This window comes from Pseudomonas paraeruginosa, assembly GCF_003025345.2.
Taxonomy (GTDB): Bacteria; Pseudomonadota; Gammaproteobacteria; order Pseudomonadales; family Pseudomonadaceae; genus Pseudomonas; species Pseudomonas paraeruginosa.
In genome coordinates this window covers 1,257,272-1,282,276 of sequence record NZ_CP020560.1, presented here as the reverse complement: position 1 = coordinate 1,282,276, position 25,005 = coordinate 1,257,272, and the positions used below count along the sequence as shown (strand labels likewise).

The following is a 25,005-nucleotide window of genomic DNA, read 5'->3' as shown; positions in this document are numbered from 1 at the left end:
CCTCAATACGCCTGTTCTTCGCCCGCCAGCCAGGCGGCGTGCTCGCGCACGTCGGTCGGCCAGCCGCCGATCCGTTCGAGAAAGCCCTGGCGATCGCCGGCGAACAAGGCCCGCGTCGCTTCCTCGAAGCCCGGCAGGTCGCCGGCCATAGCGCTCATGAAATGATAGGCACGCTCCTGCGCCTGCCGTGCCCGCCCGGACTGGCTGCGGCGCGCCTCCTCGACCAGCTTGCGCAGCGCCACCGAGGCGCCCCCGGGTTGTGCGGCGAGCCATTCCCAGTGGCGCGGCAGCAAGGTCACCTCGCGCGCCACCACGCCCAGCTTCGGCCGCCCGCGCCCGCGCGGCGCGGCCTCCTCCGCCGGTTGCCGCTCGCCTGCGACGACCAGGCGCGCCAGCAGGTCCTCGCTGGAACCGCGGATATCGAGATCGACGGAGCGGCCGGTGGCATTGTCGAACACCAGCAGCGGCCCGGCAGCACCGCCGGCGACCGCTTGCTTCAAGGCCAGCGCGACCTCCGGCAGCGCCGCCGTCAGCAGCCGGCGGGTGCCGTCGAAGCAAGTGAAGGATTGGATGGATGGATCATTGGCCATGACAGGCTCCCATGGATGAAACGCCCAAATAATACCCGGATATAAATAGAACGACAATATTACCCGGATAAAATAAATCCCATGAAAAAAGGCCGCCCAATGGCGGCCTCTTCCGGCGGCGATGACCTACCAGCCGGCCGGCAGCAGGTTCATGGCGCTGCAGATGGCGTAGGCCGCGCTGGCCAGGTAGATCATCACGATCACCACCTGGATCGCCGGGTGGGCGATCCAGCCGCATTTCCAGGCCGGCTCGAAGTCTCCGCTCCGGCGCGCCGAGCGCAGCATCAGGATCGGCATGATCGACAGGATCACCCCACTGAAGGCGCCGGCGAAGTACAGCGCGTTGACGAAACCGACCAGCCCGCTGTAGGCCAGGACGAAGGGCGGCAGCGCGACGATCGCCAGCACCAGCAGGCGGGTCTTCGGCCGGCTCTCCGGGCCAAGCTTGTGGAACTTGTCGAAGATATTGGTCAGGAAGCTGCCACCCAGGCCCCAGTAGGAAGTGAGCATGGCGCACAGGGCGAAGGTGTTGGCGGTGAAGAAGGCCCATTCGCCGAGCGCCTTGCCCCAGGCCAGGGTGGCGACTTCGGACTGGTTCTCCAGGCCGGTGAGGGCGATCACCGAGAGCGGTACGACGCTGAGCAGGACGAAGGTGCTCAGCATCCCGGTGACCACCGCCTTCGGCAGGCGCTCCGGGGCATGGCTGAAGCCGCGGGCCATCTCCGGGACGATGTACTGGGCGGAGAAGCAGAACACCGCGATGTTGAATACCGGGACCATGTAGATCCAGTCGCCGTCGAGCAGGCGGGCGAACTCGGTGTTGTCGTTGAGCAGGGTGGCCGCCACCAGGATCAGGATCATGCTGACCATGCCGATGCTGATGAACTTCTCGCCCTTGCCGATGGCGCTCAGGCCCAGGTACAGCACGCCGGCGGCCGGAATGAAGAACAGCACGCTGCCCAGGGCCGGGCTGATGCCGAAGAAGGCGCTGAGAATCTTGCCGCTGCCGCTCATGTAGGCGATCAGCGCGCCGATGCTGTTGACCGCCACCGACAGGAAGATCGCCCAGGCGCCGAAGGAACCGACATAACGTTGGGCGAGGCCGCTCAACTGGTTGTGGGTGCGCGTGCGCAGCGCGGTTTCCGAGACGTAGAGCATGGAAATGGTGGTGAACAGGCCGGCCACCGCCAGCCACAGCAGCAACGGCATGAAGCCGGCCTTGCGGCTGGCGTAGGCCATGGACAGCACGCCTGCGCCGATGTTGGTTCCGACGATCATCGCCACCGCCTCGAGGAAGGTCAGGCGCTTGACCTCCAGCCCCGAGGAATCGACGGCTTGCGCCCCGGCGTGATCCTGATACGACTGGACCCGGGTATCACTCATGACAAAACTCCCTGCATTTCGAATTGGCATTGTGCGGGAGGCGGCCAGGACCGCCGTACCGATGGCCTTCTTCGAGGACAATGCAGGACCGGGAATCGCGGACGCCTCCGGACCGGCCGCGCTTTTTCGACTGCGCGGTCCGGCGGGGGTATCCGCAGGCGGGCTCGCTCTCACCTGAAGCCATGCCTGCGGGCCGCTTGCTCAAGCGGCCGTGCAAAATATCACACAATTCGACAGAGGAAGCGCACGGCGACTACGACTTTACGCCTATGCCGATCGTCTGAAATATCCGGATAAATAATTGATTCAGAAGCCTTTTGGAAGAAAGAAAAGGCGCGACCGGGCGCTTTAACGTTTCAGCCGATTCGTTCGAAAAGAGAAACGCCGTCAGTCTTCGCGAGGCTTCTTCGCCGCTTCGCGCCGCGCGCGGAAGAACGCCGAAAGCGCCTGGCTGCACTCCTCGGCCAGCACGCCGCCCTCGACCATGACCCTGTGGTTGAGATGCTCCTGCTCGAAGAATCGCCCACGACTTTCCACTGCGCCCGACTTGGGTTCGAGCGTGCCGTAAACCAGGCGCTGGATGCGCGCATGGACCAGCAGCCCGGAACACATGCCGCACGGCTCGAGCGTCACATAGAGGGTGCTGCCCGGCAGCCGGTAGTTGCCCGCCTCGGCCGCGGCCATGCGGATCGCCACCATTTCGGCGTGGGCGCTGGGATCGTGGCTGCTGATCGGCTGGTTGAAGCCGCGACCGATGATCTCGCCCTCGCGCACCAGCACCGCGCCCACCGGCACCTCGCCGAGGGCCGCGGCCTTTTCCGCCTCCGCCAGGGCCTCGCGCATGAAATGCGGGTCCCGGCTGCGATCGATGATCGGACGCACGCCTTTTACCGTCGGGTAGCCCTTGCCGTTGCTGATCAGCTTAGTCACCCGCACCAGGCCTCGCCGACCGCGATGGTCCCCATCAGGCCGGTCTCCATATGGTCGATGACGTGGCAGTGGAACATCCACAGGCCCGGATTGTCCGCCACCAGCGCGACGCGGGCGGTCTCGTTCTTGCCCAGCAGGTAGGTGTCGGTGAAGTACGGGACGATCTCCCGACGGTCCGAATCCAGCACCTTGAAGGCCATTCCATGCAGGTGGATCGGGTGCTGGTACTGCGCCATGTTGCGCAGTTCGAAGATGTAGCTCTGGCCTTCCTTCAGCTTGGCCAGCGGCGGCGCGTTGTGCTTGTGCTCCTCGCCACCTTCCCAGGCCTTGCCGTTGATCTGCCAGAACGACGGATAGGGTTTCTTGCCGCTGGTATCGGACATCGCCCCGACCCACTCGAAACGGAAACCGATCTTCTCGGCATTGGCCAGGTCCGGCTCGCTCACCGGATTCGCCGGCAACGGCTTCGGCCAGTCGCCGGCGGGAGCCTCGGCGCTGGCCACGCTGCGGATCGTCGCCAGGCGTACCGGCCCGTCGCGCAGGGACAGCTCGGTGCCCACCTCCGGCACCTTCAGCGCCAGTTCCAGGCGCATGCCGGGGCCGATCCAGTACTGCCCCTCGAACCCGCGCGGCTCCACCGGATGGCCATCGATGGCGTAGATCCTCGCCTCGCCATTAGGCAGGTTGAGACGGTAGGTGACGGTATTGTCGACGTTCAGCAGGCGCACCCGGACGATCTGCCCGGCCGGCAGGTCGATGGTCGGCACATGCTTGCCGTTGATCGTCGAATAACGCCCACGGGTGCCTTCGCGCGCGGCCTGGCGCGGCACGCTGAAGGGGGTGAAGGCGCCCTGCTCGTCCACGTGCCAGGTCTTCAGGCAGAGAATCTTCTCGTGGCGGAACCCGGTGGGTTCGCGCTCCTCGATGATCAGCGGGCCGACCAGCCCGCGGCCGAGCTGCTCGCTGCTCATCAGGTGCGGGTGGTACCAGTAGCTGCCGGCGTCCGGGGTCCTGAACTGGTAGATGAAACTCTCGCCCGGCTGCACCGGCGGTTGGGAAATGTACGGCACGCCGTCCATTTCGATCGGCAGGCGGATGCCGTGCCAGTGGATGGTGGTCGGCTCGTCCAGCCTGTTGGTGAAGCGTACCCGCAGCCACTCGCCCTGCTTCGCCCGCAGCTCGACGCCGGGGCACTGGCCGCCGTAGGCCAGCGCCGGGCTGGTGAAGCCGGGGACGATCTCCAGGTCCAACGGCGCGGCGATCAGTTCGTAGTCGTATTCCTGCGCCACCTGCGGACGCGCCAGCCAGAGGCGCGCGCCGCCGGCGCCGAGGCCGACCACCGCCAGCCCGGCGAGGCCGCCGAGCACTTGTCTACGGGTAAATGTCATGGAGCCTTCACCTTCGCGGGTACTACGGCTGGGAAATGATAGATTTTCTCATTTCCCAGCCGACAAGGCGAGCCATCGCTCCATGCAACTGCCGCTTTGCTGATCCGGAGCAAACGAAAAGGGCAGCCGAAGCTGCCCTTTACTCTGTCATCGGCGCGATCCGATCATTCCCACTCGATAGTCGCCGGCGGCTTGCTCGACACGTCGTAGGTGACCCGGGAGATACCGGCGATCTCGTTGATGATGCGGTTCGAGACCTTTTCCAGTAGCTCGTAGGGCAGGTGCGCCCAGCGCGCGGTCATGAAGTCGATGGTTTCCACCGCGCGCAGGGCGACGACCCAGGCATAGCGGCGGCCGTCGCCGACCACGCCGACCGATTTCACCGGCTGGAACACCACGAACGCCTGGCTGGTCTTGTGGTACCAGTCGAAGGCACGCAGTTCCTCGATGAAGATATGGTCGGCCTGGCGCAGCAGGTCGGCGTATTCCTTCTTCACTTCGCCGAGGATGCGCACGCCCAGGCCCGGGCCGGGGAACGGGTGGCGGTAGACCATGTCGTAGGGCAGGCCCAGCTCCAGGCCGATCTTACGCACTTCGTCCTTGAACAGCTCGCGCAGCGGCTCGACCAGTTCGAACTGCATGTCCTCGGGCAGGCCGCCGACGTTGTGGTGCGACTTGATCACATGGGCCTTGCCGGTCTTGGCGCCGGCCGACTCGATCACGTCGGGGTAGATGGTGCCCTGGGCGAGGAACTTCACGTCCTGCAGCTTGGTGGCTTCTTCGTCGAAGACTTCGATGAAGGTGCGGCCGATGATCTTGCGCTTCTCTTCCGGGTCGGCGACGCCGGCCAGGCGACCGAGGAACTTGTCCTCGGCGTTGGCGCGGATCACCTTCACGCCCATGTTCTCGGCGAACATGGCCATCACCTGGTCGCCTTCGTGCAGGCGCAGCAAGCCGTTGTCGACGAACACGCAGGTCAGTTGGTCGCCGATGGCCTTGTGCAGCAGCGCGGCGACCACCGAGGAGTCCACGCCGCCGGAGAGGCCGAGCAGGACCTTGGACGAACCGACCTGGGCGCGCACGGTGGCGATGGCGTCCTCGACGATGTTCGATGGGGTCCACAGCGCGGCGCAGCCGCAGATGTCGAGGACGAAGCGCGAGAGAATGCGCAGGCCCTGCTTGGTGTGGGTGACTTCCGGATGGAACTGCACGCCGTAGTAGGCGCGGGCATCGTCGGCCATGGCGGCGATCGGGCAGCTCGGGGTGCTGGCCAGGATGTGGAAGCCGGCCGGCATCTCGGTGACCTTGTCGCCGTGACTCATCCACACGTCGAGGCCGAGCACGCCGTCGTCGTCCACGTGGTCCTCGATACCGTCCAGCAGGCGTGCCTTGCCGACCACGTCGACGCGGGCGTAGCCGAACTCGCGCAGGTCGGAGCCCTGCACCTTGCCGCCCATCTGCTCGGCCATGGTCTGCATGCCGTAGCAGATGCCGAACAGCGGCACCTTCAGGTCGAACACCGCCTGCGGCGCGCGCGGGCTGTCGGCTTCGTGCACCGACTCGGGACCGCCGGCGAGGATGATGCCGCGCGGGGCGAAGGCGATGATCGCCTCGTCGCTCATGTCGAAGGGATGGATTTCGCAGTACACGCCGATCTCGCGCACGCGGCGGGCGATCAGCTGGGTGTACTGGGAGCCGAAATCGAGGATCAGGATACGGTGGGCGTGAATGTCTTGGGACATGGCCATCTCTCGCTACGGAATTCGAAAACGACACGGGGCTGAATCGAACAGCCCCGTGCAGCACTCATTTCAATCAGCCTCAACCAACCCGGTAGTTGGGGGCTTCCTTGGTGATCTGGACGTCGTGGACATGGGATTCGGCCATGCCCGCGCCGGTGATCCGGACGAACTGCGGCTGCGTGCGCATCTGCTGGATGTCGGCGCTGCCGGTGTAGCCCATGGCGGCGCGCAGGCCGCCCATCAACTGGTGGACGATGGCGGACAGGGCGCCCTTGTACGGCACGCGGCCCTCGATGCCTTCCGGCACCAGCTTCTCGGCGCCGGCGGAGGCATCCTGGAAGTAGCGGTCGGACGAGCCCTGGGAGCCGGACATGGCGCCCAGCGAACCCATGCCGCGGTAGGACTTGTAGGAACGGCCCTGGAACAGCTCGATCTCGCCCGGCGCTTCCTCGGTACCGGCGAACATCGAACCCATCATCACGCAGTAGGCGCCAGCGACCATGGCCTTGGCCAGGTCGCCGGAGAAGCGGATGCCACCGTCGGCGATCAGCGGTACGCCGGTGCCTTCGAGGGCGGCGGCGACGTTGGCGATGGCGGAGATCTGCGGCACGCCGACACCGGCGACGATGCGGGTGGTGCAGATCGAGCCCGGGCCGATGCCGACCTTGACCGCGTCGGCACCGGCCTCGGCGAGAGCCTTGGCGGCCTCGGCGGTGGCGATGTTGCCGCCGATCACCTGGACGTCCGGGAAGGTCTGCTTGACCCAGCGCACGCGCTCGATCACGCCCTTGGAGTGGCCGTGGGCGGTGTCCACCACCACCACGTCGACCCCGGCGGCGACCAGCGCGGCGACGCGCTCGCCGGTATCGGCGCCGGTACCGACGGCGGCGCCGACGCGCAGGCGGCCCTGCTCGTCCTTGGACGCCAGCGGGTAGGTCTTGGCCTTCTCGATGTCACGGAAGGTCACCAGGCCGCGCAGGTAGAAGTTCTCGTCGACCACCAGCATCTTCTCGATGCGGTTCTCGTAGAGCTTGGCCTTCATTTCTTCCAGCGGGGTGCCTTCGCGGGCGGTGACCAGCTTGTCCTTCGGGGTCATGATCGCGGCGACGGTATCGCCGGCGTTCGGCTTCACCCGCAGGTCGCGACCGGTGACGATACCGACCAGTTCGCCCTGCTCCACCACTGGGAAGCCGGAGAAGCCGTACTCGCGGGCCATCTGCAGCAGTTCGATGATCTTGGTGGAAGGGGTGACGGTGACCGGGTCGCGGACGATGGCGGTCTCGTGCTTCTTGACCTTGCGGACTTCCGCGGCCTGCTGCTCGATGCCCATGTTCTTGTGGATGATGCCGATGCCGCCTTCCTGGGCCATGGCGATGGCCAGGCGGGCTTCGGTCACGGTATCCATCGCGGCGGATACCAGCGGGATGTTCAGTTCGATGCCGCGGGTCAGGCGAGTTTTCAAACTCACGTCCTTGGGCAGGACTTCGGAATAACCGGGGATCAGAAGGACGTCGTCGAAAGTCAGGGCTTCTTGACTGATTCGCAGCATGGCGGGCGCTCCCAGACGGGAAAAATGGAAGCGCGACATTATACCCAGCCACGGGCTTGCGCTCAACGCAGTTGATCGCCGAAAACGGCGGATGGGCAAATATCTTGCAAGGCCAACCCGGGACCACGCCGCGCCTGTTCTATCCCGCATCTGCAGGATGGCGGCGCGGCGGCGGATGACCGGATACTGCGGATGTCACCCTGCGACCGCCGATCCGACGGGACGCCGGTTCCAAAAACTATAAAAAGTGGGACGGGGAGAGAATGAAAGGGAGCACTGACCCGCATTCGTCATCCGCAGCCTTGCTCGCGGCATTCAGCGCCGCCGTGCTGGACATCAACCGGCTGGCGCGCGACAAGACCCTGGAGCGCTTCCACCGCACCGCGTTGGAACGTCTGCAGCGACTGGTGCCGTTCCAGCGCGCCTGGTGGGGCCGCGCGGCGCTGCTCGATGGCGTGCCGGTGGAGCACAGCGCGCACCTGTTCAACCTCGAAAAGCACTATATCGAGGACTGGAAGTCGATCAGCCACGACGACATCACCGTCGGCCTGGTGCACGCCCGCCCGGGCACCGCCGTGGCCGTCGACATGCAGGCCACCGCCGGACTACGCTGGCTTGGCGCGCGTCACCACATCGGTGAATTGCTCTGCGTGATCCACGTCGATCCGATCACCCGCCTCAGCGACCATGTCGCCCTCTATCGCACGCCCGGCGGCCCGCCCTTCGCGGAACAGGAAAAACTGCTCCTCGGGCAACTCTCGGCGCACCTGGCCGCGGCCGTCTCGGCCAACCAGATCCGTACCCTGGTGGCCCTGCGCGAATCCCTCGAACGCCAGGCACTGGCCATGGCGGTATGCGACCGCTACGGCGTGCTGCATTGTGCCGAACGCGGCTTCGTCGACCTGCTGCTCGGCGCCTGGCCGGGCTGGACCGGCCCGCAGATGCCGGAGCCGACCAGCCCGCAAGGCTACCGCGACGGGCGGCTGGTAATCGAATCGCTGCCGGTCGGCGACCTCTACCTGCTCACCGCGCGGCAACCGAGCGCGATCGAACAGTTGAGCAATCGCGAAGGCGACGTCGCCCTGTTGTTCAGCGAAGGCAAGACCTACAAGCAGATCGCCCGCGACCTCGGCCTGGCACCGAACACCGTGCGCCATCACATACGCACCATCTATTCCAAGCTCGGCGTCAACGACAAGGCGAGCATCGCTCACCTGCTGCACCAGTTCCCGCCTGGCTGACAGCCCTCCACCCTGCCATCACCGCTTCGACCGCCCCGCCAAGGGCGGCTTGGGCGCCCTTTCGCCTGCGAAAAGGCGCAACCACCACCGGCGCGACGAACGCCGGGCAGACAACGACCGGGGAGACCGACACATGACCCACCGCACCGCCTCGATGGCCGCACCGCCCGCCAGCGCCCTCGCGCTGCTCGGCATCCAGCTCCTGCTGGGCGCCGAGGCCGGCGCCGCCGACCTCAACGCCCGCGATTTCTTCGGCGCCCCGGCGGGCACCACGCTCGGCGTGCTCTACCTGCCGGCGACCCGCGCCCATGAGTTCCACGGGCCGGCCGATCGCAACGGCAAGGCCGAACTGAAGACCAACGCGGTGGCCTACCGCCAGGTGTTCTTCAGCGACCTCTGCGGCCCCCTCTGCACGCCGCAGTTCATCATTCCCTTCGTCGATATCGATGCGCGCCTGCCCGGCACCGCCGGGCATACCGGCGAGACCGGTTTCGGCGATCCCCAGGTCGGCGGCACCCTGTTTTTCGTCAACGACCCGGAACGGCGCCGCTACAGCGGCCTGCTGACCCTGATCACCCTGCCGCTGGGCGAGTACCACGCGAAGAACCCCGATGTCTCGCCCGGCGCCAACCGCTGGGGCGCCACCTTCGTCTACAACTACACCCGGGGCATCGGCCGCGACTGGGTGCTGGAAGCCAACCTGGAAGCGCAGTTCTACGCGAAGAACGACGACTACTTCGGCAGCGACCTGGAACAGGAACCGCTGTATCGCCTGCAGGCCTTCGCCTCCTACGACTTCAGCCAGAGCACCTACGGCGCCCTCAAGCTGGTGCACGCCGATGGCGGCGAACTGAAGCTGCAGGGCCATACCCTCGACGACACCCACCAGCGCTACACCCAGCTCGGCTTCGAGCTCGGCCACTGGCTGGACCGGCGCAACGGCCTGATGTTCGGTCTCTCGCGCAACGTCGCCACCGACAATGCTTTCCATGGCAGCCAGGCCCTGTTGCGCCTGGTCCATGTGTTCTGAGGAGGCGCAGCCATGAACGCTTCCGACAAGACCCTCGCCAGCGCCTCTCCGGTGTCCGGCAACCTCGCGCTGCTCGCGGCCATCGTGGTGTTCGCCGCGATAACCCCGACCATCCTGATGACCGCCCCCGCCGTCGCCGCGCAACTGGCGGCCCAGTGGCAACTGAGCCCGGCGCGGGTCGGCGACCTGTTTTCGGTGGAGCTGGGCGCCATGAGCCTGGCGACGCTGCCGGCCTTCCATTGGCTGCAACGCGTCGATTGGCGCCACGCGGCGCTGCTCGCCGGCCTGCTGTTCATCGCCGCCAACCTGGCCTCGGCACTGGCCGGCAGCTACCCGCTGCTGCTCGCCCTGCGTTTCTGCAGCGCCCTCGCCGGCGGCTCGCTGATGATCCTCTGCCTGTCCAGCGCCGCCAGCACCGCCACCCCGAGCCGGGTCTACGGGCTCTGGGTGATGGGCCAACTGGTGGTCGGCGCCGTCGGCCTGGCGCTGCTGCCGGCGCTGTTCGAACGCTTCGGCCTGGCCGCCTGCTACCTGTTGCTGGCTGGCCTGATGGGCCTCGCCCTGCCGTTGTCGCGGGCCTTCCCCAGTGGCAGCCCACCGGCGGAAGCCGGCACCAGTGCCGGCGCGACTCACTCGCGACTGCGGGTCGGGCTGGGCATCCTCGCCGTGCTCACCTTCTATATCAGCCTCAGCGGTGTCTGGACCTTCATCGGCTCCATCGCCGAAGGCGCGGGGATCGGAGCCGGCGCCAGCGGCGAGGTACTCGCCGTCGCCACTCTGATGGGCATCGCCGGGGCGGCCTGCGCCTCCTTCATCGGCAACCGCCTGCCGCGCGACCTGATGCTGCTCGGCGGCTACCTGGCGATGGCCGCGGCGATCCTCCTGCTGATCGGCCAGCCGCCGCTGGCGCGCTTCGCCCTGGCCGCGCTGCTGTTCAAGTTCACCTGGACCTTCGCCCTGCCGTTCATCCTCGCCTGCCTCGCCGACCTGGACCGCTCCGGCCGCCTGATGAACGCCTCCAACCTGGTCATCGGCGGCGGGCTGGCCATCGGCCCGGCGCTGGCCGGACGACTCATCGAAAGCAGCGGCGGTTTCCTCCCGCTGCTGCCGATCGCCGCCGGCCTGGCCGGCCTCTCGTTGCTGCTGGCCCTGGCCTGCCGGCCACGCTGAAACCCTCTCCCGAACCACGGATATCCACCATGAGCCGACGTACCGCTTTCTTCTTCGACGAACTCTGCCTCTGGCACGCCGCCGGCCCGCACGCGCTGACCCTGCCGGTCGGCGGCTGGGTGCAACCGCCCGCCGCCGCCGGACACGCCGAATCACCGGAAACCAAGCGCCGGCTGAAAAGCCTGCTCGACGTGTCCGGCCTGACCGCCCGCCTGCAACTGCGCAGCGCGCCGCCGGCGAGCGACGAGGACCTGCTGCGCGTGCATCCGGCGCACTACCTGGAACGCTTCAAGGCGTTGAGCGACGCTGGCGGCGGCAGCCTCGGCCAGGACGCGCCGATCGGCCCGGGCAGCTACGAAATCGCCCGACTCTCCGCCGGCCTGGCCATCGCCGCGCTGGATGCGGTGCTCGCCGGCGAAGCGGACAACGCCTATGCGCTGTCGCGGCCGCCAGGTCACCACTGCCTGCCGGACCAGGCGATGGGCTTCTGCTTCTTCGCCAACATCGCCGTGGCCATCGAGGCGGCCAAGGCTCGCCACGGCGTCGAGCGGGTCGCGGTACTGGACTGGGACGTGCACCACGGCAACGGCACCCAGGCGATCTACTACCGGCGCGACGACGTGTTGAGCATTTCCCTGCACCAGGACGGCTGCTTCCCGCCTGGCTACAGCGGCGCCGAAGACATCGGCGAGGATCGCGGTCGCGGCTTCAACCTCAACGTCCCGCTGCTTCCCGGCGGCGGACACGATGCCTACATGCAGGCCATGCAACGCATCGTGTTGCCGGCGCTGGAGCGCTTCCGCCCGCAATTGATCGTGGTCGCCAGTGGCTTCGACGCCAACGCGGTGGACCCGCTGGCGCGCATGCAATTGCACAGCGACAGCTTCCGGGCGCTGACCGCGATGGTCCGCGACGCGGCCGAGCGGCATGCAGGCGGACGCCTGGTGGTGGTCCACGAAGGCGGCTACTCGGAAGCCTACGTGCCGTTCTGCGGGCTGGCGGTGATCGAAGAACTCAGCGGCGTGCGCAGCGCGGTGCGCGACCCGCTGCGCGACTTCATCGAGCTGCAGCAGCCCGGCGCGGCGTTCCGCGACTTCCAGCGCCAGCGCCTCGAAGAACTGGCCACACAGTTCGGCCTGTGCCCGGCACAGCCGCTTCAGGCGGCCAGGTAGCGCCCGACCAGCGCCAGGCCGCTGCACAGCACCAGCCAGGTGACCAGGCGGACGAAGGCTTCACGCGACAGACGCAGGGTCACCCGGCGACCGATCCACAGGCCCAGCGCCATGCCCGGCAGCAGGCAGGCGGCGAGCAGCCAGGGCTCGCGCGCGGCATACAGCCCGGCGAGCAGGAACAGCCCCAGGCGGACGAAGGTGCTACAACCGATCAGCGCGCTCTGGGTGGCGCGCATCTGCTCCTTGCTCGCCAGGCGTCCGTTCAGGTACAGCGAATAGAGGAAGCCGCCGCTGCCGAACAACGCGCCGAACAGCCCGCCGAAGACACCGAAGGGCAACGCCCAGGTCGCCCGCCAGCGCGGCTGGCCACGTGGCTGGAGGAACAGCGCGTAGAGCGCATGGAGACTGACGAACACGCCGAGGGCCAGCATCAGCAGCTCCGCGCGTAGCGCCAGAAGTCCGTACCCCCCCAGCGCGCAGCCCAGCAGCATGCAGGGCAGCAGACGCTTGAGCTCAGTGACGGCGACCTGCCGCCGCGCCGGCAGCCAGTTGCCGAACGATGCGCTGAAATCCAGCAGGACCAGCAGCGGAATGATCTGCGACAGCGGCAGCACTCCGGCCAGTAACGGGCCGGCAACCAGCGCGGTGCCGAAGCCGGCGATGCCGAACACCACATAGGCGAGGACGATGGCCAGTTCGACCAGCAGCCATTGCCACAGGTTGAACGGCAGGGCGGCGAACAGGACTGACGGATCGAGCGAGGACATGGCGGCTCCCGGAACGACGACCCGCGCACTCTAGCGAGCGCAACGGCGCGCCAGCCAATACAATCCGAGCCCTGTAGCCATCTCGAAAAGGCATGGGAAGTCTTCCGATGATCTCTTTGCGGCAACTCCATTATTTCGTCGAAATCGTCGAAACCGGCGGCTTCAGCCGTGCCGCCGAACGCCTGTTCGTCGCCCAGTCGGCGCTCAGCCGGCAGGTGCGTGAACTGGAGGACAGCATCGGCACCCCACTGCTGCGCCGCGGTCCGCGCCAGGTCGAGCTGACCCCGGCCGGCCGCGCCTTCCTGCCCCGCGCGCAGCGCCTGCTCGGCGACCTGGAAGCCGCCCGGCGCCTGGCCCGCGAGGTCGGCGAAGGCGGCCATGGCCTGCTGCGCCTGGGGCATTCCAGCTCGGTGCCGCTGGTGGACGGCCTGCAAGCGGCGCTGCGCGGCTACCTCGCGGCGCAGAGTGGCGTCCGCCTGGAACTGACCCAGCAATCCTCCGAGCAGCAGCTCGCCGATCTCGCCGAAGGCCGCCTGGACGTCGGCCTGCTGCGCCTGCCGGTGCTGCGCCAGCATCCCCGGCTGCACCTGCGCGCCCTGTACCGCGAGCCGTTGCTCCTGGCTCTCGCCGCCGGCCATCCGCTGGCCCGCCGTGAAACCCCCGTGGCCCTGGCCGCCCTGGCCGGAGAAACCTTCGTCTCCATTCCCCACCTGCAACGCGGCGGCCTCAGCTATCGCGCCGCCGAACTCTGCCTCGGCGCCGGTTTCTACCCACGCCCGGCGCGCGCGCTGTCGCGCAAGACCAGCCAGTTGCAACTGATCGAGGCCGGCTTCGGCGTCGCCCTGGTGCCCGCCTCGATGCGCGCCATCGCTCCGCCCGCCGTGCGCTTCCTGCCCCTGGCCGAGGCCGAGGCATACAGCGAGGTGGCGCTGGCCTGGCGACGCGACGATAGCCCCCTGGTGGAAGGCTTCGTCGAATATTTCCTGGAGAATCTGCCGAACGAAGCCAAGGATTGATCGCACATCGCGGTGCGCCGCCTTATCATGCCGCCCATGCGTAACGATCCCTTCCAACGGCTCGGCCTCGATCGCGAGGTGCTGACCGTCAGCCAACTGAACCAGCGCGCCCGCCTGCTGCTGGAAGACGTGTTCCCGCAGGTGTGGGTCGAGGGCGAACTGTCCAACCTCGCCCGACCGGCCTCCGGACATGTCTACTTCACCCTCAAGGACAGCAACGCGCAGATTCGCTGCGCGCTGTTCCGGCAGAACGCCCAGCGCGTACGCCAGGCCTTGCGCGACGGCCTGGCGGTCAAGGTGCGCGGAAAGATCTCGCTGTTCGAGGGACGCGGCGACTACCAGTTGATCGCCGATACCGTCGAGCCGGCCGGCGACGGCGCCCTGCGCCTGGCCTTCGAGGCATTGAAGGAAAAACTCGCCGGCGAAGGCCTGTTCGCCAGCGAACGCAAGCGTCCGCTGCCCGCCCATCCGCGTCGCATCGGTATCGTCAGTTCGCCCAGCGGGGCGGTGATCCGCGACATCATCAGCGTGTTCCGCCGCCGCGCGCCGCAGGTCGAGCTGACCCTGGTGCCCACCGCCGTGCAGGGCCGCGAGGCCGTCGCGCAGATCGTCCGCGCCCTGCAACTGGCCGACCGGCAAGGCTTCGACGCGCTGATCCTGGCCCGTGGCGGCGGTTCCCTGGAAGACCTCTGGTGCTTCAACGAAGAAGCGGTGGCGCGCGCCGTGGCAGCCTGCGCCACGCCGATCGTCAGCGCGGTCGGCCACGAGACCGACGTATCGATCAGCGACTTCGTCGCCGACGTGCGCGCACCGACTCCCTCGGCCGCCGCCGAACTGCTGGCGCCCAACGCCGGCGACCTGCAGCAGCGTCTCGACGGCCTGCGCCGACGCCTGGTGCTGCGCATGCGCGACCAGTTGCTGCGCGAACGCCTGCGCCTGGAAGGCGTCGCCCGCCGCCTGCGCCATCCCGGCGAACGCCTGCGCCAGCAGGCGCAGCGCCTGGACGACCTGGACATGCGCCTGCGCCGTGCCTTCGAGCGCCAGCTGGCGGTCCGCCACGAACGCCTGGTCCGCCTGGAGACGCGCCTCGCCGCGCAGCATCCGGGCCGTACCCTGGCGCTGCTCCGGCAGAAGCTCGACAGCCTCGCCGCGCGCCTGCCGCGCGCCGCCCGCGAGGTACTGAAGGATCGTCGCCGGCGCCTCGAAGGACTGGCGCAGACGCTCAACGTGGTCAGCCCGCTGGCGACCCTGGGCCGCGGCTACAGCATCCTCCTCGACGAGCGTGGCCGGGCGATCCGCGATGCCGGCCAGGCCCAGCCGGGACAGCGCCTGAAGGCGCGCCTGGCGGAAGGCGAACTGGAGGTGCGGGTCGAGGACAACCACCGGACCCCGGTCACCCTGTCGCTGCTGGACTGAGCCGCGATGATCCGCCTCAGCCAACGGGCCCTGGCCTACCTCAACGAGGTGATCCACCACGGCTCTCTACGCCGCGCCGCCCAGCACCTGAACATCGACCCCTCGGCCATCAGCCGGCAGCTCGCCAGCCTGGAGGAACATCTCGGCGTGCGCCTCCTGCAACGCACGCCGCAGGGCGTGGCGCCTACCGAGGCCGGCGAGCTGCTGGTGGCGCACTACCGCCAGCAACGGGCCAATGAAGAGGGCGTGCTGTCGCGTCTGTCGGCCCTGCAGGGGCTGCGCCAGGGCAAGGTGCGCCTGGCGGTCGGCGAAGGTTTCATCGCCGACCTGATCTCCCAGCCATTGCAGAGTTTCATCCTGCGCTACCCCGGCATCGAGCTGGAAGTGCGCATGGCCGGGGCCAACGAAGGCGTGGCGCTGGTCAAGGAAGACGCCGTCGACCTGGCGCTGGTCTACGCCCCGGTCGAGGACGGCGAGCTGGAAGTGCACGTCGACACCCGCCAGCCCCTCGACCTGATCATCCCCGCCAACCATGCCCTCGCCGGACACCGCGGCGCGGTGCCGATGCGCGCGCTGCGCAACGAGTCGCTGGCGTTGATCCACAACAGCACCGGCATGGGCCAACTGGCGGTGATCGCCGCGCAACTGGAGCGCATCGAGCTAAGGCCGAAGCTGCGCACCAACTCGGTGGCGGTGCTGACCAATTTCGTCAAGTCCGGCATCGGCGTGGCCTTCATGCCGGAACTGACGGTCAGCCACGAGATCGAGGCCGGGCACATCCGTTGCCTGCCGCTGGCCCATCCGGCGCTGCGCGACGCCCGCGCGCGGATCGTCAGCCACAAGGGCCGCGAGCTGACCGTGGCGGCGATCGCCTGCCTGGAGCACCTGCGCCGGGGCATGCGCTTCTTCAGTGGCGACGCGCCCGGCCTCGCGCAGCGCTGAGGCGTTGTCTTTTTCGCATCACGTCCGGACTTGAATAGTCAACGAGACAACGGCTAGCGTTGCTTCGCTTTCGTGCGAGCACCCGGCCCCGCGCCCCGACAAGAAGTGCCGCCGATCCCTCGACCGTTCGGACTGCCATAAGGAAAACAACATGCACACGAATCCGCGCCGCGGCCTCGCCCGCCGCTTCGCCGCCGGACTGCTGGCCGCCGCCCTGGGCCTGGGCGGCAGCCTCGCCCAGGCCGCCACTACCCTCAACCTGAGCTATAACGGCGCCGCCGACAGCGAGAAGAACCTGGTGCACCTGTTCGCCAGCAACCTCAAGCGCCTGGCCGAGGAAAAGAGCGGTGGCGACCTGCAGTTCAAGCTCTACCCCAACAGCATGCTCGGCGAAGAGGAGCAGCGCATGGAACAGGTGATGACCGGCCCCGGGCTGAACATCGCCTCTTTCGCCGGGATCGCCCCGCTGTTCCCGGAGATCTACGTCAGCGCCACGCCCTTCATGTTCAAGGACGCCGCCGCGGCCCACGCCTTCTTCGACCGCGGCAGCTACTGGCAGGCCGCCCGCGAGGCCTTCCGCGAGCGCACCGGCACCGAACTGCTGGCGGTGGTCGAGGAAGGCGGCTTCCTCAACTTCACCAACGGCAAGAAGCCGATCCACAGCCCGGCGGACTTCCAGGGCCTGCGCTTCCGCGCCATGGATCCCAGCCAGGTGGCGCTCTACGAAGCCTTCGGCGCCTCCGGCACGCCGATCCCCTGGACCGAGTTGTACATGGGCCTGCGCACCGGCGTCGCCGACGGCCAGATGAACCCGACCTCCTACATCATCCTCGGCAGCCTCTACCAGGTGCAGAAGTACCTGACCCTGGCCAACATCCAGTACTCCGACCAGTTCCTGGTGGCCAACGGCGATCTGCTCGCCGGTCTCCCCGCCAAGGACCGCCAGGCCCTGCTCGACGCCGCCGCCGAAGCCACCCGACTGAACCGCGAGGCGGTCGCCGCCCAGCAGGAACGCGACCTGGCGTTCCTCAAGGAAAAGGGCATGCAGATCATCCAGCCGTCCGCCGATGACCTCGCCGCCTTCCGCGCGAAAGGCCAGCCGTCCTACCTGGCCTGGCTGAAGACCCAGGACATCGAGCCACGCTGGACCGAGATGGCCTTCCGCGACGCCGGTCTCGCCACCGCCCCCTGACCTTCGCGCGTTGCCCCCGACGGCCGTCGCCGTCGGCCGGGCGCGCCTGTCCGACTTTCCGGAGTACCTCCCATGCCGTCATTGCTCAAGGGCATGCGCGCCGCGTTGCTGAACCTCGCCACGCTGCTGTTGCTGCTCGACCTGGCCCTGCTCATCTACGGGGTGTTCGCCCGCTACCTGCTCGGCAGTTCGCCGATCTGGATGGACGAACTGGCCCGCTACCTCATCATCGGCGCCGTGATGCTGGCGCTCGGCGCGGTGTGGATGGAAGGCGGACACATGCGCGTCAACCTGCTGGAACAGCATCTGCCGCCGCGTCTGGCGCAGGCGCTGAGGCTCTACCAGTGGCTGCTGGCGCTGGCCTTCTTCGCCTTCGCCGCCTGGTTCAGCACCCGCTACGCGCTGAACGCCGGGCGCTTCCGCAGCCTCGGTCTGGGCGTCAGCCGCACCTGGCCGTTGCTCAGCCTGCCGCTCGGCTTCGGCCTGCTGACCCTCATGCTATTGCTCCAGGGCCCCTGGCCGCGGCAGCCGGCCAGCACCACCGTCGAGGGAGGGTCGCAGGCATGATGGCCATCGCCATGATCGCGGCCTTCGTGGTCAACCTCCTGCTCGGCCTGCCGCTGTTCCTCTGCCTGCTGCTCACCGCGCTGGTGGGGTTCCTCTTCGTCGACCCGGCGCTGTTCGCCAACACCCTGCCGCAACGCTTCTTCGGCGGCATGGACATCTTCTCGCTGATGGCGATCCCGCTGTTCGTGCTGGCCGGCAACCTGATGAACCATTCCGGCATGACCCCGCGCCTGATGCGCCTGGCCAACGCCCTGGTCGGCCACTTCCGTGGCGGCCTCGGCCACGTCAACGTGGTCGCCGGGGTGTTCTTCGCCGGGGTCAACGGCTCCGCCGCGGCCGACGCCTCGGCGCTCAGCACCCTGCTGGTGCCGGCGATGGAGAAGGAAGGCTACTCGCGGCGCTTCGCCGCCGGGCTGACCGCCGGCAGCTCGCTGATCGGCCCGATCATCCCGCCAAGCATCTTCATGATCCTCTATTCCTCGCTGACCAACACCTCGGTAGGCGAGCTGTTCCTCGCCGGGGTGATCCCCGGCCTGCTGCTGGCCGCCGCCTTCATGCTGCTGAACGCGCTGTACGCCTACCGCAACGGGCTGCAGGCACGCCACGCGGCGCCGGCCTGGGGCGAGATTCTGGCGGCGCTGTCCGGTGCCCTGACCGCGCTCATCGCGCCGGTGATCATCGTCGCCGGGATCGTCCTCGGCCTGGTCACGCCCACCGAGTCGGGCGCCCTGATCGCTCTCTACGTGGCGCTGGTCGGCCTGCTCCAGCGCCAGCTGAGCCTGGCCGGGCTGTGGAACTCGCTGCGCGAGACGGTACGCCTGACCACCGCCATCTACGTGATCATCGCCGCCGCCTCGGTGGTCAACTGGCTGCTCAACTACGCCCAGGTCGCCAGCGAGTTCGCCCGGTTGCTGGAGCCGTTCGGCCACTCGCCGACCCTGATGCTGTTCATCATCAGCGCGGTCATCTTCATCTGCGGCATGCTCATGGAAGAGGTCTCGGTGCTGATGCTGCTGACGCCGATCGTCGCCCCGGTGGCGCTGGCCGCCGGCGTCGATCCGGTACACCTCGGGCTGATCTTCACCCTGAACATCACCATCGCCCTGATCACCCCGCCGATGGGGGCCTGCCTGTTCATCGTGGCGACCATCAGCCGCCTCGATATCCTGGAAATGTTCAAGGGTATCTGGCCGTTCATCCTGGTCGCCCTGGGGGTGCTGTCGCTGCTGATCCTGTTCCCGTCCCTGACCCTGTGGCTGCCACGCCTGCTCAATTGACGCCATGACCGACTTCACCCAAGCCATCCCCGTTCTCCCGGAGCCCGACTGGCACGCCGTGGCCGGCATCCCCATCGTCGATGCCGGCACGCCGCTGGAAGCGCTCGGGCTGAGCCGCGACTTCAGCGTCTGGCCGGCCTACCACAAGCTCGGCATTCCTCACGCGATCCCGGAATGCCACGCTCGCGGCGAGGTCTTCGAGCGTCTCCTGCGGGTCGCCGCCGGCCTCCCCGATGGCGTGCGCCTGGTGGTGCTGGACGCCTGGCGCCCGTTCGCCGTGCAGCAGTATCTCTACGACAGTCTGTCCAGCGCCCTCTCCGCGCACTACCCGGAGGCAGGCGAGGCAGAGCTGGAACGGCTCACCCGCCAGTTCGTCTCGCCGCCGAGCAGCCGCCGCGAAGCGCCCAGCCCGCATCTCACCGGCGGCGCGGTGGACGTCACCCTGTGCGACGCCCAGGGCCGCTGGCTGGACATGGGCAGCGCCTTCGACGAGGCGGTACCGGCGTCCTACAGCGCCTACTTCGAGCAGATCGCGCAGCCCGACGCGCGCCAGCGTCGAGTCCGCGATCATCGTCGCCTGCTCTACCACGCGATGCTCGACGCCGGTTTCAGCAATCTGCCCAGCGAATGGTGGCACTACGATTACGGCGACCAGCTCTGGGCCTGGCACACCGGCGCGGCGCAGGCGCTGTTCGGCCCCGCGCAGTTGCAGGCGATGGACGCGCTCTGGCGCCAGCAGTTGCAGAAGCGCCCTCCCGCGGACTAGGAAGCGAAGGTGCGCCGATAACCCAGCGGCGGCACGCCGAACGCAGCGGAAAACCGCTGGCGCAACGATACCGCCGAACCGAAGCCGGCCAGCTCGGCGATCGCCTGCACCGAATGCTCCGTGGTCTCCAGCAGGCGCTGGGCCAGGGCCAGGCGCTCGGCCTGGAGCCACTGGCTGACGGTGGTGCCGGTGAGCTGGCGGAAGTGCCGGGTGAAGGTCCGCCGGCTCATCAGCACCCGCCGCGCCAGGCTGTCCAGGCTGTGCGGCTGGTCGAGGTTCTGCCGCAGCCACACCAGCAGCTCGCCGAGACGGCCGTCCTGGGCGCTGTCCGGCAGCGGCTGCTCGATGAACTGGGCCTGGCCGCCCTGCCGATGCGGCGCCACCACCAGGCGCCGGGCCAGGTGGTTGGTGGTCTGCGCGCCGAGGCGCTGGCGCACCAGGTGCAGGCAGCAGTCGATGCCGGCGACGGTGCCTGCCGAGGTCAGCAGGCCGTCGTCCTCGATGTACAGCACGTCGGGCTCCACCCGCACCGCGGGGAAACGCGCAGCGAAATCGTCCGCCCACATCCAGTGGGTGGTGGCCCGGCGGCCGTCGAGCAAACCGGCCTCGGCCAGCACGAAGGCCCCCAGGCACAGACCCACCAGTTGCGCGCCGCGTGCACGGGCCGCGTTCAGCGCCTCGAGCAGCGCTTGTGGCGGACGCTCGTGTGGATCGCGCCAGCTCGGCACGATCACGGTCTGCGCCTCGGCCAGCGCTTCCAGCCCGGCCTCGGCTTCGATGGTGAACCCCACCGTGGTTCGCAGCCGGCCCGGCTCGGCGGCGCAGACACGCAGGTCGAAGGCCTGCGCGCAGGGGTCGTAGCACTCCTGGCCGAACACCAGGCAGGGCACCGACAGGTGGAACGGACTGATGCGGTCGAAGGCCACCACGGCCACGGACTGGCGGGGCATGCGCACCTCGGCGGTAACGAAGAGTTGGCCCGATTCTAGCGAAAGTTGTCTCCCAGGCCACTCACCCGCCACGCCGCGCCGGGACGAGAATCTTCCTCACCCACTCGGGAGGAAACCCCATGTCCGCACCACAACCCAAACGCGCCCTGCTGGTCATCGACGTGCAGAACGAATACGTCAGCGGCAACCTGCGCATCGAATACCCCGCGATCCAGTCGTCGCTGCAACGCATCGGCGCCGCCATGGACGGCGCCCACGCGGCGGGCATCCCGATCGTCGTGGTGCAGCACCTGGCGCCGGCGGATTCGCCGCTGTTCGCCCGCGGCAGCGAGCAGGCCGAGCTGCATGAAGTGGTCGCCTCGCGGCCCTACCAGCACAAGGTGGAGAAGGAACTGGCCAGTTCCTTCGTCGGCACCGGGCTGGCCGATTGGCTGCGCGAACGCGACATCGACACCCTCGCCGTGGTCGGCTACATGACCCAGCACTGCGACGACTCGACCATCCGCCAGGCGATCCACGAAGGCTGGCAGGTGGAATACCTGCACGACGCCAGCGGCTCGGTGCCCTATCGCAACCGCGCCGGCCAGGCCAGCGCGGAAGAGATCCACCGGATCTTCGGCATCGTCCTGCAGTCGTCCTTCGCCGCGGTCCTCAGCACCGACGAATGGCTGGAAACCCTCGCCGGCCGGCACCTGCCGGAGCGCGACAACATCTACGCCTCCAACCAGCGCGCCCTGGCCAACCGCTGAAACGGCGCCGCCCCACGCCTGCGGGGCGGCGGCCGCTCAACCGGCCAGCGAGCCGCGCGCCGGCAACGGCTTCCAGCCCGGGAACTCGCGCAGCCGCGGGTCGGGCACCGCGCAATAGGCGAATGTCCAGTTCGGCACCGGCAGGTCCAGGCGCTCCAGCGGCACGCGCGTGCCGGCGCCGGCCTGCGGCGCCTTCCAGTCCTGGGTGATATGCGCGCCGCCCTGGCTGGCCAGAAGGATGCCGCGGTTGGCGCTGGTGTCGTCCACCGTCCAGCGCGCGGCGGAGGCGTCCATCAGCACCTCCAGGTGCTCGTCGGTCACCTTGGCGCCGAACGGCGACTGCAACAGCCAGCAGTACAGGCGCAGATGCATCGCCCAGTTCCAGGCGGCCTTCTGCTCGGCCGCCCATTGCAGGAAGCCGCGCAGGATGGTCAGGCCATCCGGCGGATCGATCTTCAGCAGTTCCGGGCAGAGATCGTAGAGGTGGTGCCAGGCGCTGCTCAGGCGCTTGTTGAGCTGGTCCGGACGCAGCGTGGAATGCTTCGGCGGCAGGCCGGGGGCCACCACCAGGCCGGTCTGTGCCGGCAAGGGAGATCTGTTGCTGTTCATGCTCTGAACCTCGCACGCAAAGGCGGGGCGCCAGGCGCCCCTGCTCGACACGGCGCTCAGTGGCCGTGCTGCTCGTGCCCGCCCTGTTCGGCCGGCGCCTTGGACTCGACGACGATTTCCACCGGCACTTCGCCGGCCTTGCGGAAATGCAGCGTCAGCGGGAAGCGCTCGCCGGCCACCAGTGGCTGCTTCAGGCCCATCAGCATCAGGTGGTAGCCGCCGGGGGCGAAGCGCAGGTCCTTGCCTGGCGCGACGTCGACGCTGTCGACTTTCTGCATGCTCATCATGCCGTTCCTGTGCACATGCTCGTGCACCTCGGCGGACGCCGCGCGCGGGGTATCGGCGCCGACCAGGGTGTCGTTTTCCTTGCCGTGGTTCTGCACCACGAAATACGCCGCGCCGTTCGGCGAGGTCGGCGGCAGGGCCAGCGCCCAGGGGTGTTCGATGTGCAGCTGGCCAGCATTGTATTCGTGGGCCTGGGCGACGGCGGAAACGGCCAGCAGGGCGACGGCTGCGAAGAAGGATGTGCGCATGGGGACTCTCCAGTAGCGTATGGCCGGTCCTTTTCCGTCGGACCGGCGATTCCATGTAGGGATGTTGGAACAGGACGCCGCGACGCACCCCGGCCTCCAGGTTCAGGTTGCCGGGTGCATGGGCCTGGGCATCAGGCGACGGGAGAGGCGCGCGGATTGGCGAGGCGCCAGTAGCGCTGGGGTGGCAGGTCGGTGGCGGAGAAGGCGATACGGGCCGGGCTGGCCAGCGGCGCCAGCGGCAAAGCCGGCCAGGAGGCGACCAGTCCGGGCGTGCCGGCGGCGCCGGCGCAGCAGCAGAGGTGCGGGGCCAGGCTTTCGTGGTCGTCGGGAAGATCGATGTCCTTGAGCGCGGCGCTCAGCTTCAGGCGCAGCAGCGAGTCGGACGAGGTGCTGCAGAAGCCGCCGAGCAGCAACGAGGCGCGCTCCTGCGTCGTCAGCGCCTGCGAAAGCGGCACCACGAACAGGTTCATCAGCACGGCCAGGCTGGCCAGCCAGGCCACGGGGCGCCGTGACAGGGGCATCGTCGGTTCTCCGGAGAATGGGCCCTTTATGCCTGAGCACGGGGCAAAAGTAAAAACGCCGGGCGCGACAGAGTGCCGCAGGTGAAAACGTTTGCAACCCTTGCGGGCTTTCCCCCGCCGCGCTCTTCCGCCAGCATAGACGGCTTTGCCGCCCGACGAGTCGAGAAGCCGATGCCCCGCACCCTAGCCTTCGTTTCCACGCTGTTGCTCGCCGCCTTCTGCGCCCTGCCCGCCCAGGCCGACAGCTTCATCATGCGCCTGCTGAACAAGCCGGTGCCCGGCGGGGTGGCGGTGCTCGACCTCGGCGAGGAAGGCCCGCCGCCGCGGGCGTTCTACCAGGGCAAGCCGGTGCTGGTGGTGCGCGAGGAAGGCCGGCGCTGGATCGCCGTGGTCGGCATCCCACTGACCGCCAAGCCCGGCCCGCAGAAGCTGGAAGTGCGGGCGGCGACCGGCAACCACGAGGAAAGCTTCAGCGTCGGCAGCAAGCACTACCGCGAGCAGCGCATCACCCTGAAGAACAAGCGCCAGGTCAACCCGCTGCCGGAAGACCTCAAGCGCATCGAGCGCGAGCTCGCCGAACAGACCGCCGCCTACCGCCGCTTCAGTCCCGGCCTGCCCAGCAACCTGATGCTCGACAGGCCGGTCGACGGTCCGCTCTCCAGCCCCTTCGGCCTGCGCCGCTTCTTCAACGGCGAAGAGCGCAACCCGCATTCCGGTCTAGACTTCGCGGTACCGGCCGGTACGCCGATCAAGGCGCCGGCGGCCGGCAAGGTGATCCTCATCGGCGACTACTTCTTCAACGGCAAGACGGTGTTCGTCGACCACGGCCAGGGCTTCATCAGCATGTTCTGCCACCTATCGAAGATCGACGTGAAGCTCGGCCAGCAGATGCCGCGCGGCGGCGTCGTCGGCAAGGTCGGCGCCACCGGGCGGGCGACCGGGCCGCACATGCACTGGAACGTCAGCCTGAACGACGTGCGGGTCGACCCGGCGATCTTCATCGGCGCCTTCCAGCCCTGAGCGTTGAGCAACGCGGCGCCGACTGAGGTCAGAAGGAACAGGGGGCGCGTCGATGCGCTCCTTTCATGACCAAGGGAGACACCGCATGACTCACCCGCTTCGCCTGCTCTGGCTGTGCTCGGCACTGTTCGTGGTCCTCGGCCTGGGCTTCGTCTTCTTCCCCGGCCCGCTCGCCTCCCTGCTCACCAGCGGCGAACCGCTCACCCCCGCCGCCCTCACCGACCTGCGCGCCAGCTACGGCGGCACCAGCCTCGGCGTCGGCCTGCTGCTCGGCTATGCCGCGCTACGCCCGAAATACCTGGTGCTCGGCCTGCTCGCCGCCCTGGCGGTGATCGCCAGCAGCGGCGCGGCGCGCCTCTACGGGGTGCTGATCGATGCCTCGCCGGCGCTGGCCACCTTCTTCTGGCTGGCCGCCGAGGCGGTGCTCTGCGTGCTGTTGCTGGCGGCGCTGTGGAAGACCCGCCAGCTCGACCTCGACTGAGCGC

25 protein-coding genes are annotated in these 25,005 nt (G+C 68.3%); 14 read left to right on the top strand and 11 right to left on the bottom strand.

Annotated features, from left to right (window positions below):
* Nucleotides 1-2: 2 nt before the first annotated feature.
* The 6 genes from B7D75_RS06255 to guaB all read right to left on the bottom strand — a co-directional run bounded on the left by B7D75_RS06255 (nt 3) and on the right by guaB (nt 7,582).
* Entirely contained in the window at nt 3-590 is a 588-nt protein-coding gene (locus tag B7D75_RS06255; RefSeq protein ID WP_034081150.1) for a DUF2239 family protein, read from the bottom strand.
* A 126-nt stretch (nt 591-716) separates the two neighbouring features.
* Nucleotides 717-1,973 carry an aromatic amino acid transport family protein gene (locus tag B7D75_RS06250; RefSeq protein WP_034081152.1) on the bottom strand — a complete coding sequence of 419 codons (1,257 nt, stop codon included), beginning with the start codon at nt 1,971-1,973 and terminating at the stop codon, nt 717-719.
* A gap of 387 nt (nt 1,974-2,360) precedes the next feature.
* Nucleotides 2,361-2,909: a tRNA adenosine(34) deaminase TadA gene (gene tadA / locus B7D75_RS06240; RefSeq protein WP_012074593.1), complete on the bottom strand. Its 549-nt coding sequence runs from the start codon at nt 2,907-2,909 to the stop codon at nt 2,361-2,363.
* Complete coding sequence (locus B7D75_RS06235) at nt 2,900-4,291, bottom strand: multicopper oxidase family protein (RefSeq protein WP_107113846.1); 1,392 nt, start codon at nt 4,289-4,291, stop codon at nt 2,900-2,902. The genes tadA and B7D75_RS06235 overlap by 10 nt, the downstream gene beginning before the upstream one ends.
* 164 nt (nt 4,292-4,455) lie before the next feature.
* Nucleotides 4,456-6,033, bottom strand: coding sequence for a glutamine-hydrolyzing GMP synthase (gene guaA, locus B7D75_RS06230; protein WP_024915449.1), 1,578 nt, complete (start codon nt 6,031-6,033; stop codon nt 4,456-4,458).
* A 79-nt stretch (nt 6,034-6,112) separates the two neighbouring features.
* Nucleotides 6,113-7,582: an IMP dehydrogenase gene (gene guaB, locus B7D75_RS06225; RefSeq protein ID WP_003092702.1), complete on the bottom strand. Its 1,470-nt coding sequence runs from the start codon at nt 7,580-7,582 to the stop codon at nt 6,113-6,115.
* A gap of 263 nt (nt 7,583-7,845) precedes the next feature.
* Here guaB and B7D75_RS06220 point away from each other — a divergent pair, with 263 nt between their 5' ends.
* From B7D75_RS06220 to B7D75_RS06205, 4 genes are all read left to right on the top strand, one after another.
* Entirely contained in the window at nt 7,846-8,823 is a 978-nt protein-coding gene (locus B7D75_RS06220) for a helix-turn-helix transcriptional regulator (protein WP_012074590.1), read from the top strand.
* A 133-nt stretch (nt 8,824-8,956) separates the two neighbouring features.
* A complete protein-coding gene (locus B7D75_RS06215; protein WP_034081157.1) occupies nt 8,957-9,853 on the top strand; it encodes a transporter in 897 nt (298 codons plus the stop codon).
* Nucleotides 9,854-9,865: 12 nt separating this feature from the next.
* The gene (locus B7D75_RS06210) at nt 9,866-11,023 is read left to right on the top strand and encodes an MFS transporter (protein ID WP_034081159.1); all 1,158 of its coding nucleotides are present in this window, start codon (nt 9,866-9,868) and stop codon (nt 11,021-11,023) included.
* A 29-nt stretch (nt 11,024-11,052) separates the two neighbouring features.
* Nucleotides 11,053-12,195, top strand: a complete 1,143-nt coding sequence (locus B7D75_RS06205; protein ID WP_058163331.1) for a class II histone deacetylase — start codon at nt 11,053-11,055, stop codon at nt 12,193-12,195.
* On the opposite strand, the gene B7D75_RS06200 is transcribed toward B7D75_RS06205, so the two are convergent.
* A complete protein-coding gene (locus tag B7D75_RS06200; protein ID WP_107113845.1) occupies nt 12,180-12,962 on the bottom strand; it encodes a sulfite exporter TauE/SafE family protein in 783 nt (260 codons plus the stop codon). The two genes, B7D75_RS06205 and B7D75_RS06200, sit on opposite strands and share 16 nt — an antisense overlap.
* 107 nt (nt 12,963-13,069) lie before the next feature.
* Here B7D75_RS06200 and B7D75_RS06195 point away from each other — a divergent pair, with 107 nt between their 5' ends.
* The 7 genes from B7D75_RS06195 (at nt 13,070) to B7D75_RS06165 (ending at nt 20,138) form a co-directional block, all read left to right on the top strand.
* Nucleotides 13,070-13,978, top strand: a complete 909-nt coding sequence (locus B7D75_RS06195; protein ID WP_107113844.1) for a LysR family transcriptional regulator — start codon at nt 13,070-13,072, stop codon at nt 13,976-13,978.
* A gap of 36 nt (nt 13,979-14,014) precedes the next feature.
* Nucleotides 14,015-15,394: an exodeoxyribonuclease VII large subunit gene (gene xseA / locus B7D75_RS06190; RefSeq protein WP_034081232.1), complete on the top strand. Its 1,380-nt coding sequence runs from the start codon at nt 14,015-14,017 to the stop codon at nt 15,392-15,394.
* 6 nt (nt 15,395-15,400) lie between these two features.
* The gene (locus tag B7D75_RS06185; protein WP_034081163.1) at nt 15,401-16,336 is read left to right on the top strand and encodes a LysR family transcriptional regulator; all 936 of its coding nucleotides are present in this window, start codon (nt 15,401-15,403) and stop codon (nt 16,334-16,336) included.
* A gap of 151 nt (nt 16,337-16,487) precedes the next feature.
* On the top strand, nt 16,488-17,528 hold the full coding sequence (locus B7D75_RS06180; protein WP_034081164.1) for a TRAP transporter substrate-binding protein: 1,041 nt from the start codon (nt 16,488-16,490) through the stop codon (nt 17,526-17,528).
* Nucleotides 17,529-17,600: 72 nt separating this feature from the next.
* Entirely contained in the window at nt 17,601-18,095 is a 495-nt protein-coding gene (locus B7D75_RS06175; protein WP_034000010.1) for a TRAP transporter small permease, read from the top strand.
* On the top strand, nt 18,092-19,372 hold the full coding sequence (locus tag B7D75_RS06170) for a TRAP transporter large permease (protein WP_012074580.1): 1,281 nt from the start codon (nt 18,092-18,094) through the stop codon (nt 19,370-19,372). The genes B7D75_RS06175 and B7D75_RS06170 overlap by 4 nt, the downstream gene beginning before the upstream one ends.
* Before the next feature lie 4 nt (nt 19,373-19,376).
* The gene (locus B7D75_RS06165) at nt 19,377-20,138 is read left to right on the top strand and encodes a M15 family metallopeptidase (RefSeq protein WP_012074579.1); all 762 of its coding nucleotides are present in this window, start codon (nt 19,377-19,379) and stop codon (nt 20,136-20,138) included.
* On the opposite strand, the gene B7D75_RS06160 is transcribed toward B7D75_RS06165, so the two are convergent.
* A complete protein-coding gene (locus B7D75_RS06160) occupies nt 20,135-21,088 on the bottom strand; it encodes a GlxA family transcriptional regulator (protein WP_043100940.1) in 954 nt (317 codons plus the stop codon). The two genes, B7D75_RS06165 and B7D75_RS06160, sit on opposite strands and share 4 nt — an antisense overlap.
* Before the next feature lie 119 nt (nt 21,089-21,207).
* Between B7D75_RS06160 and B7D75_RS06155 the strand changes: the two genes are divergently transcribed.
* Nucleotides 21,208-21,837: a cysteine hydrolase family protein gene (locus tag B7D75_RS06155; RefSeq protein ID WP_043100942.1), complete on the top strand. Its 630-nt coding sequence runs from the start codon at nt 21,208-21,210 to the stop codon at nt 21,835-21,837.
* A 36-nt stretch (nt 21,838-21,873) separates the two neighbouring features.
* Here B7D75_RS06155 and B7D75_RS06150 read toward each other — a convergent pair whose 3' ends face one another.
* The 3 genes from B7D75_RS06150 to B7D75_RS06140 form a co-directional block, all read right to left on the bottom strand.
* A complete protein-coding gene (locus tag B7D75_RS06150) occupies nt 21,874-22,446 on the bottom strand; it encodes a putative natural product biosynthesis protein (RefSeq protein ID WP_033997020.1) in 573 nt (190 codons plus the stop codon).
* Nucleotides 22,447-22,502: 56 nt separating this feature from the next.
* Nucleotides 22,503-22,979 (bottom strand): copper chaperone PCu(A)C, encoded by a 477-nt coding sequence (locus tag B7D75_RS06145; protein WP_033997021.1) that lies wholly within the window; start codon nt 22,977-22,979, stop codon nt 22,503-22,505.
* Between the two features lie 131 nt (nt 22,980-23,110).
* A complete protein-coding gene (locus B7D75_RS06140; RefSeq protein WP_003154167.1) occupies nt 23,111-23,500 on the bottom strand; it encodes a DUF2946 family protein in 390 nt (129 codons plus the stop codon).
* A gap of 171 nt (nt 23,501-23,671) precedes the next feature.
* Here B7D75_RS06140 and B7D75_RS06135 point away from each other — a divergent pair, with 171 nt between their 5' ends.
* Nucleotides 23,672-24,520 (top strand): M23 family metallopeptidase, encoded by an 849-nt coding sequence (locus B7D75_RS06135; protein WP_107113843.1) that lies wholly within the window; start codon nt 23,672-23,674, stop codon nt 24,518-24,520.
* Nucleotides 24,521-24,605: 85 nt separating this feature from the next.
* Nucleotides 24,606-25,001: a DUF4345 domain-containing protein gene (locus tag B7D75_RS06130; protein ID WP_012074572.1), complete on the top strand. Its 396-nt coding sequence runs from the start codon at nt 24,606-24,608 to the stop codon at nt 24,999-25,001.
* Nucleotides 25,002-25,005 lie beyond the last annotated feature (4 nt).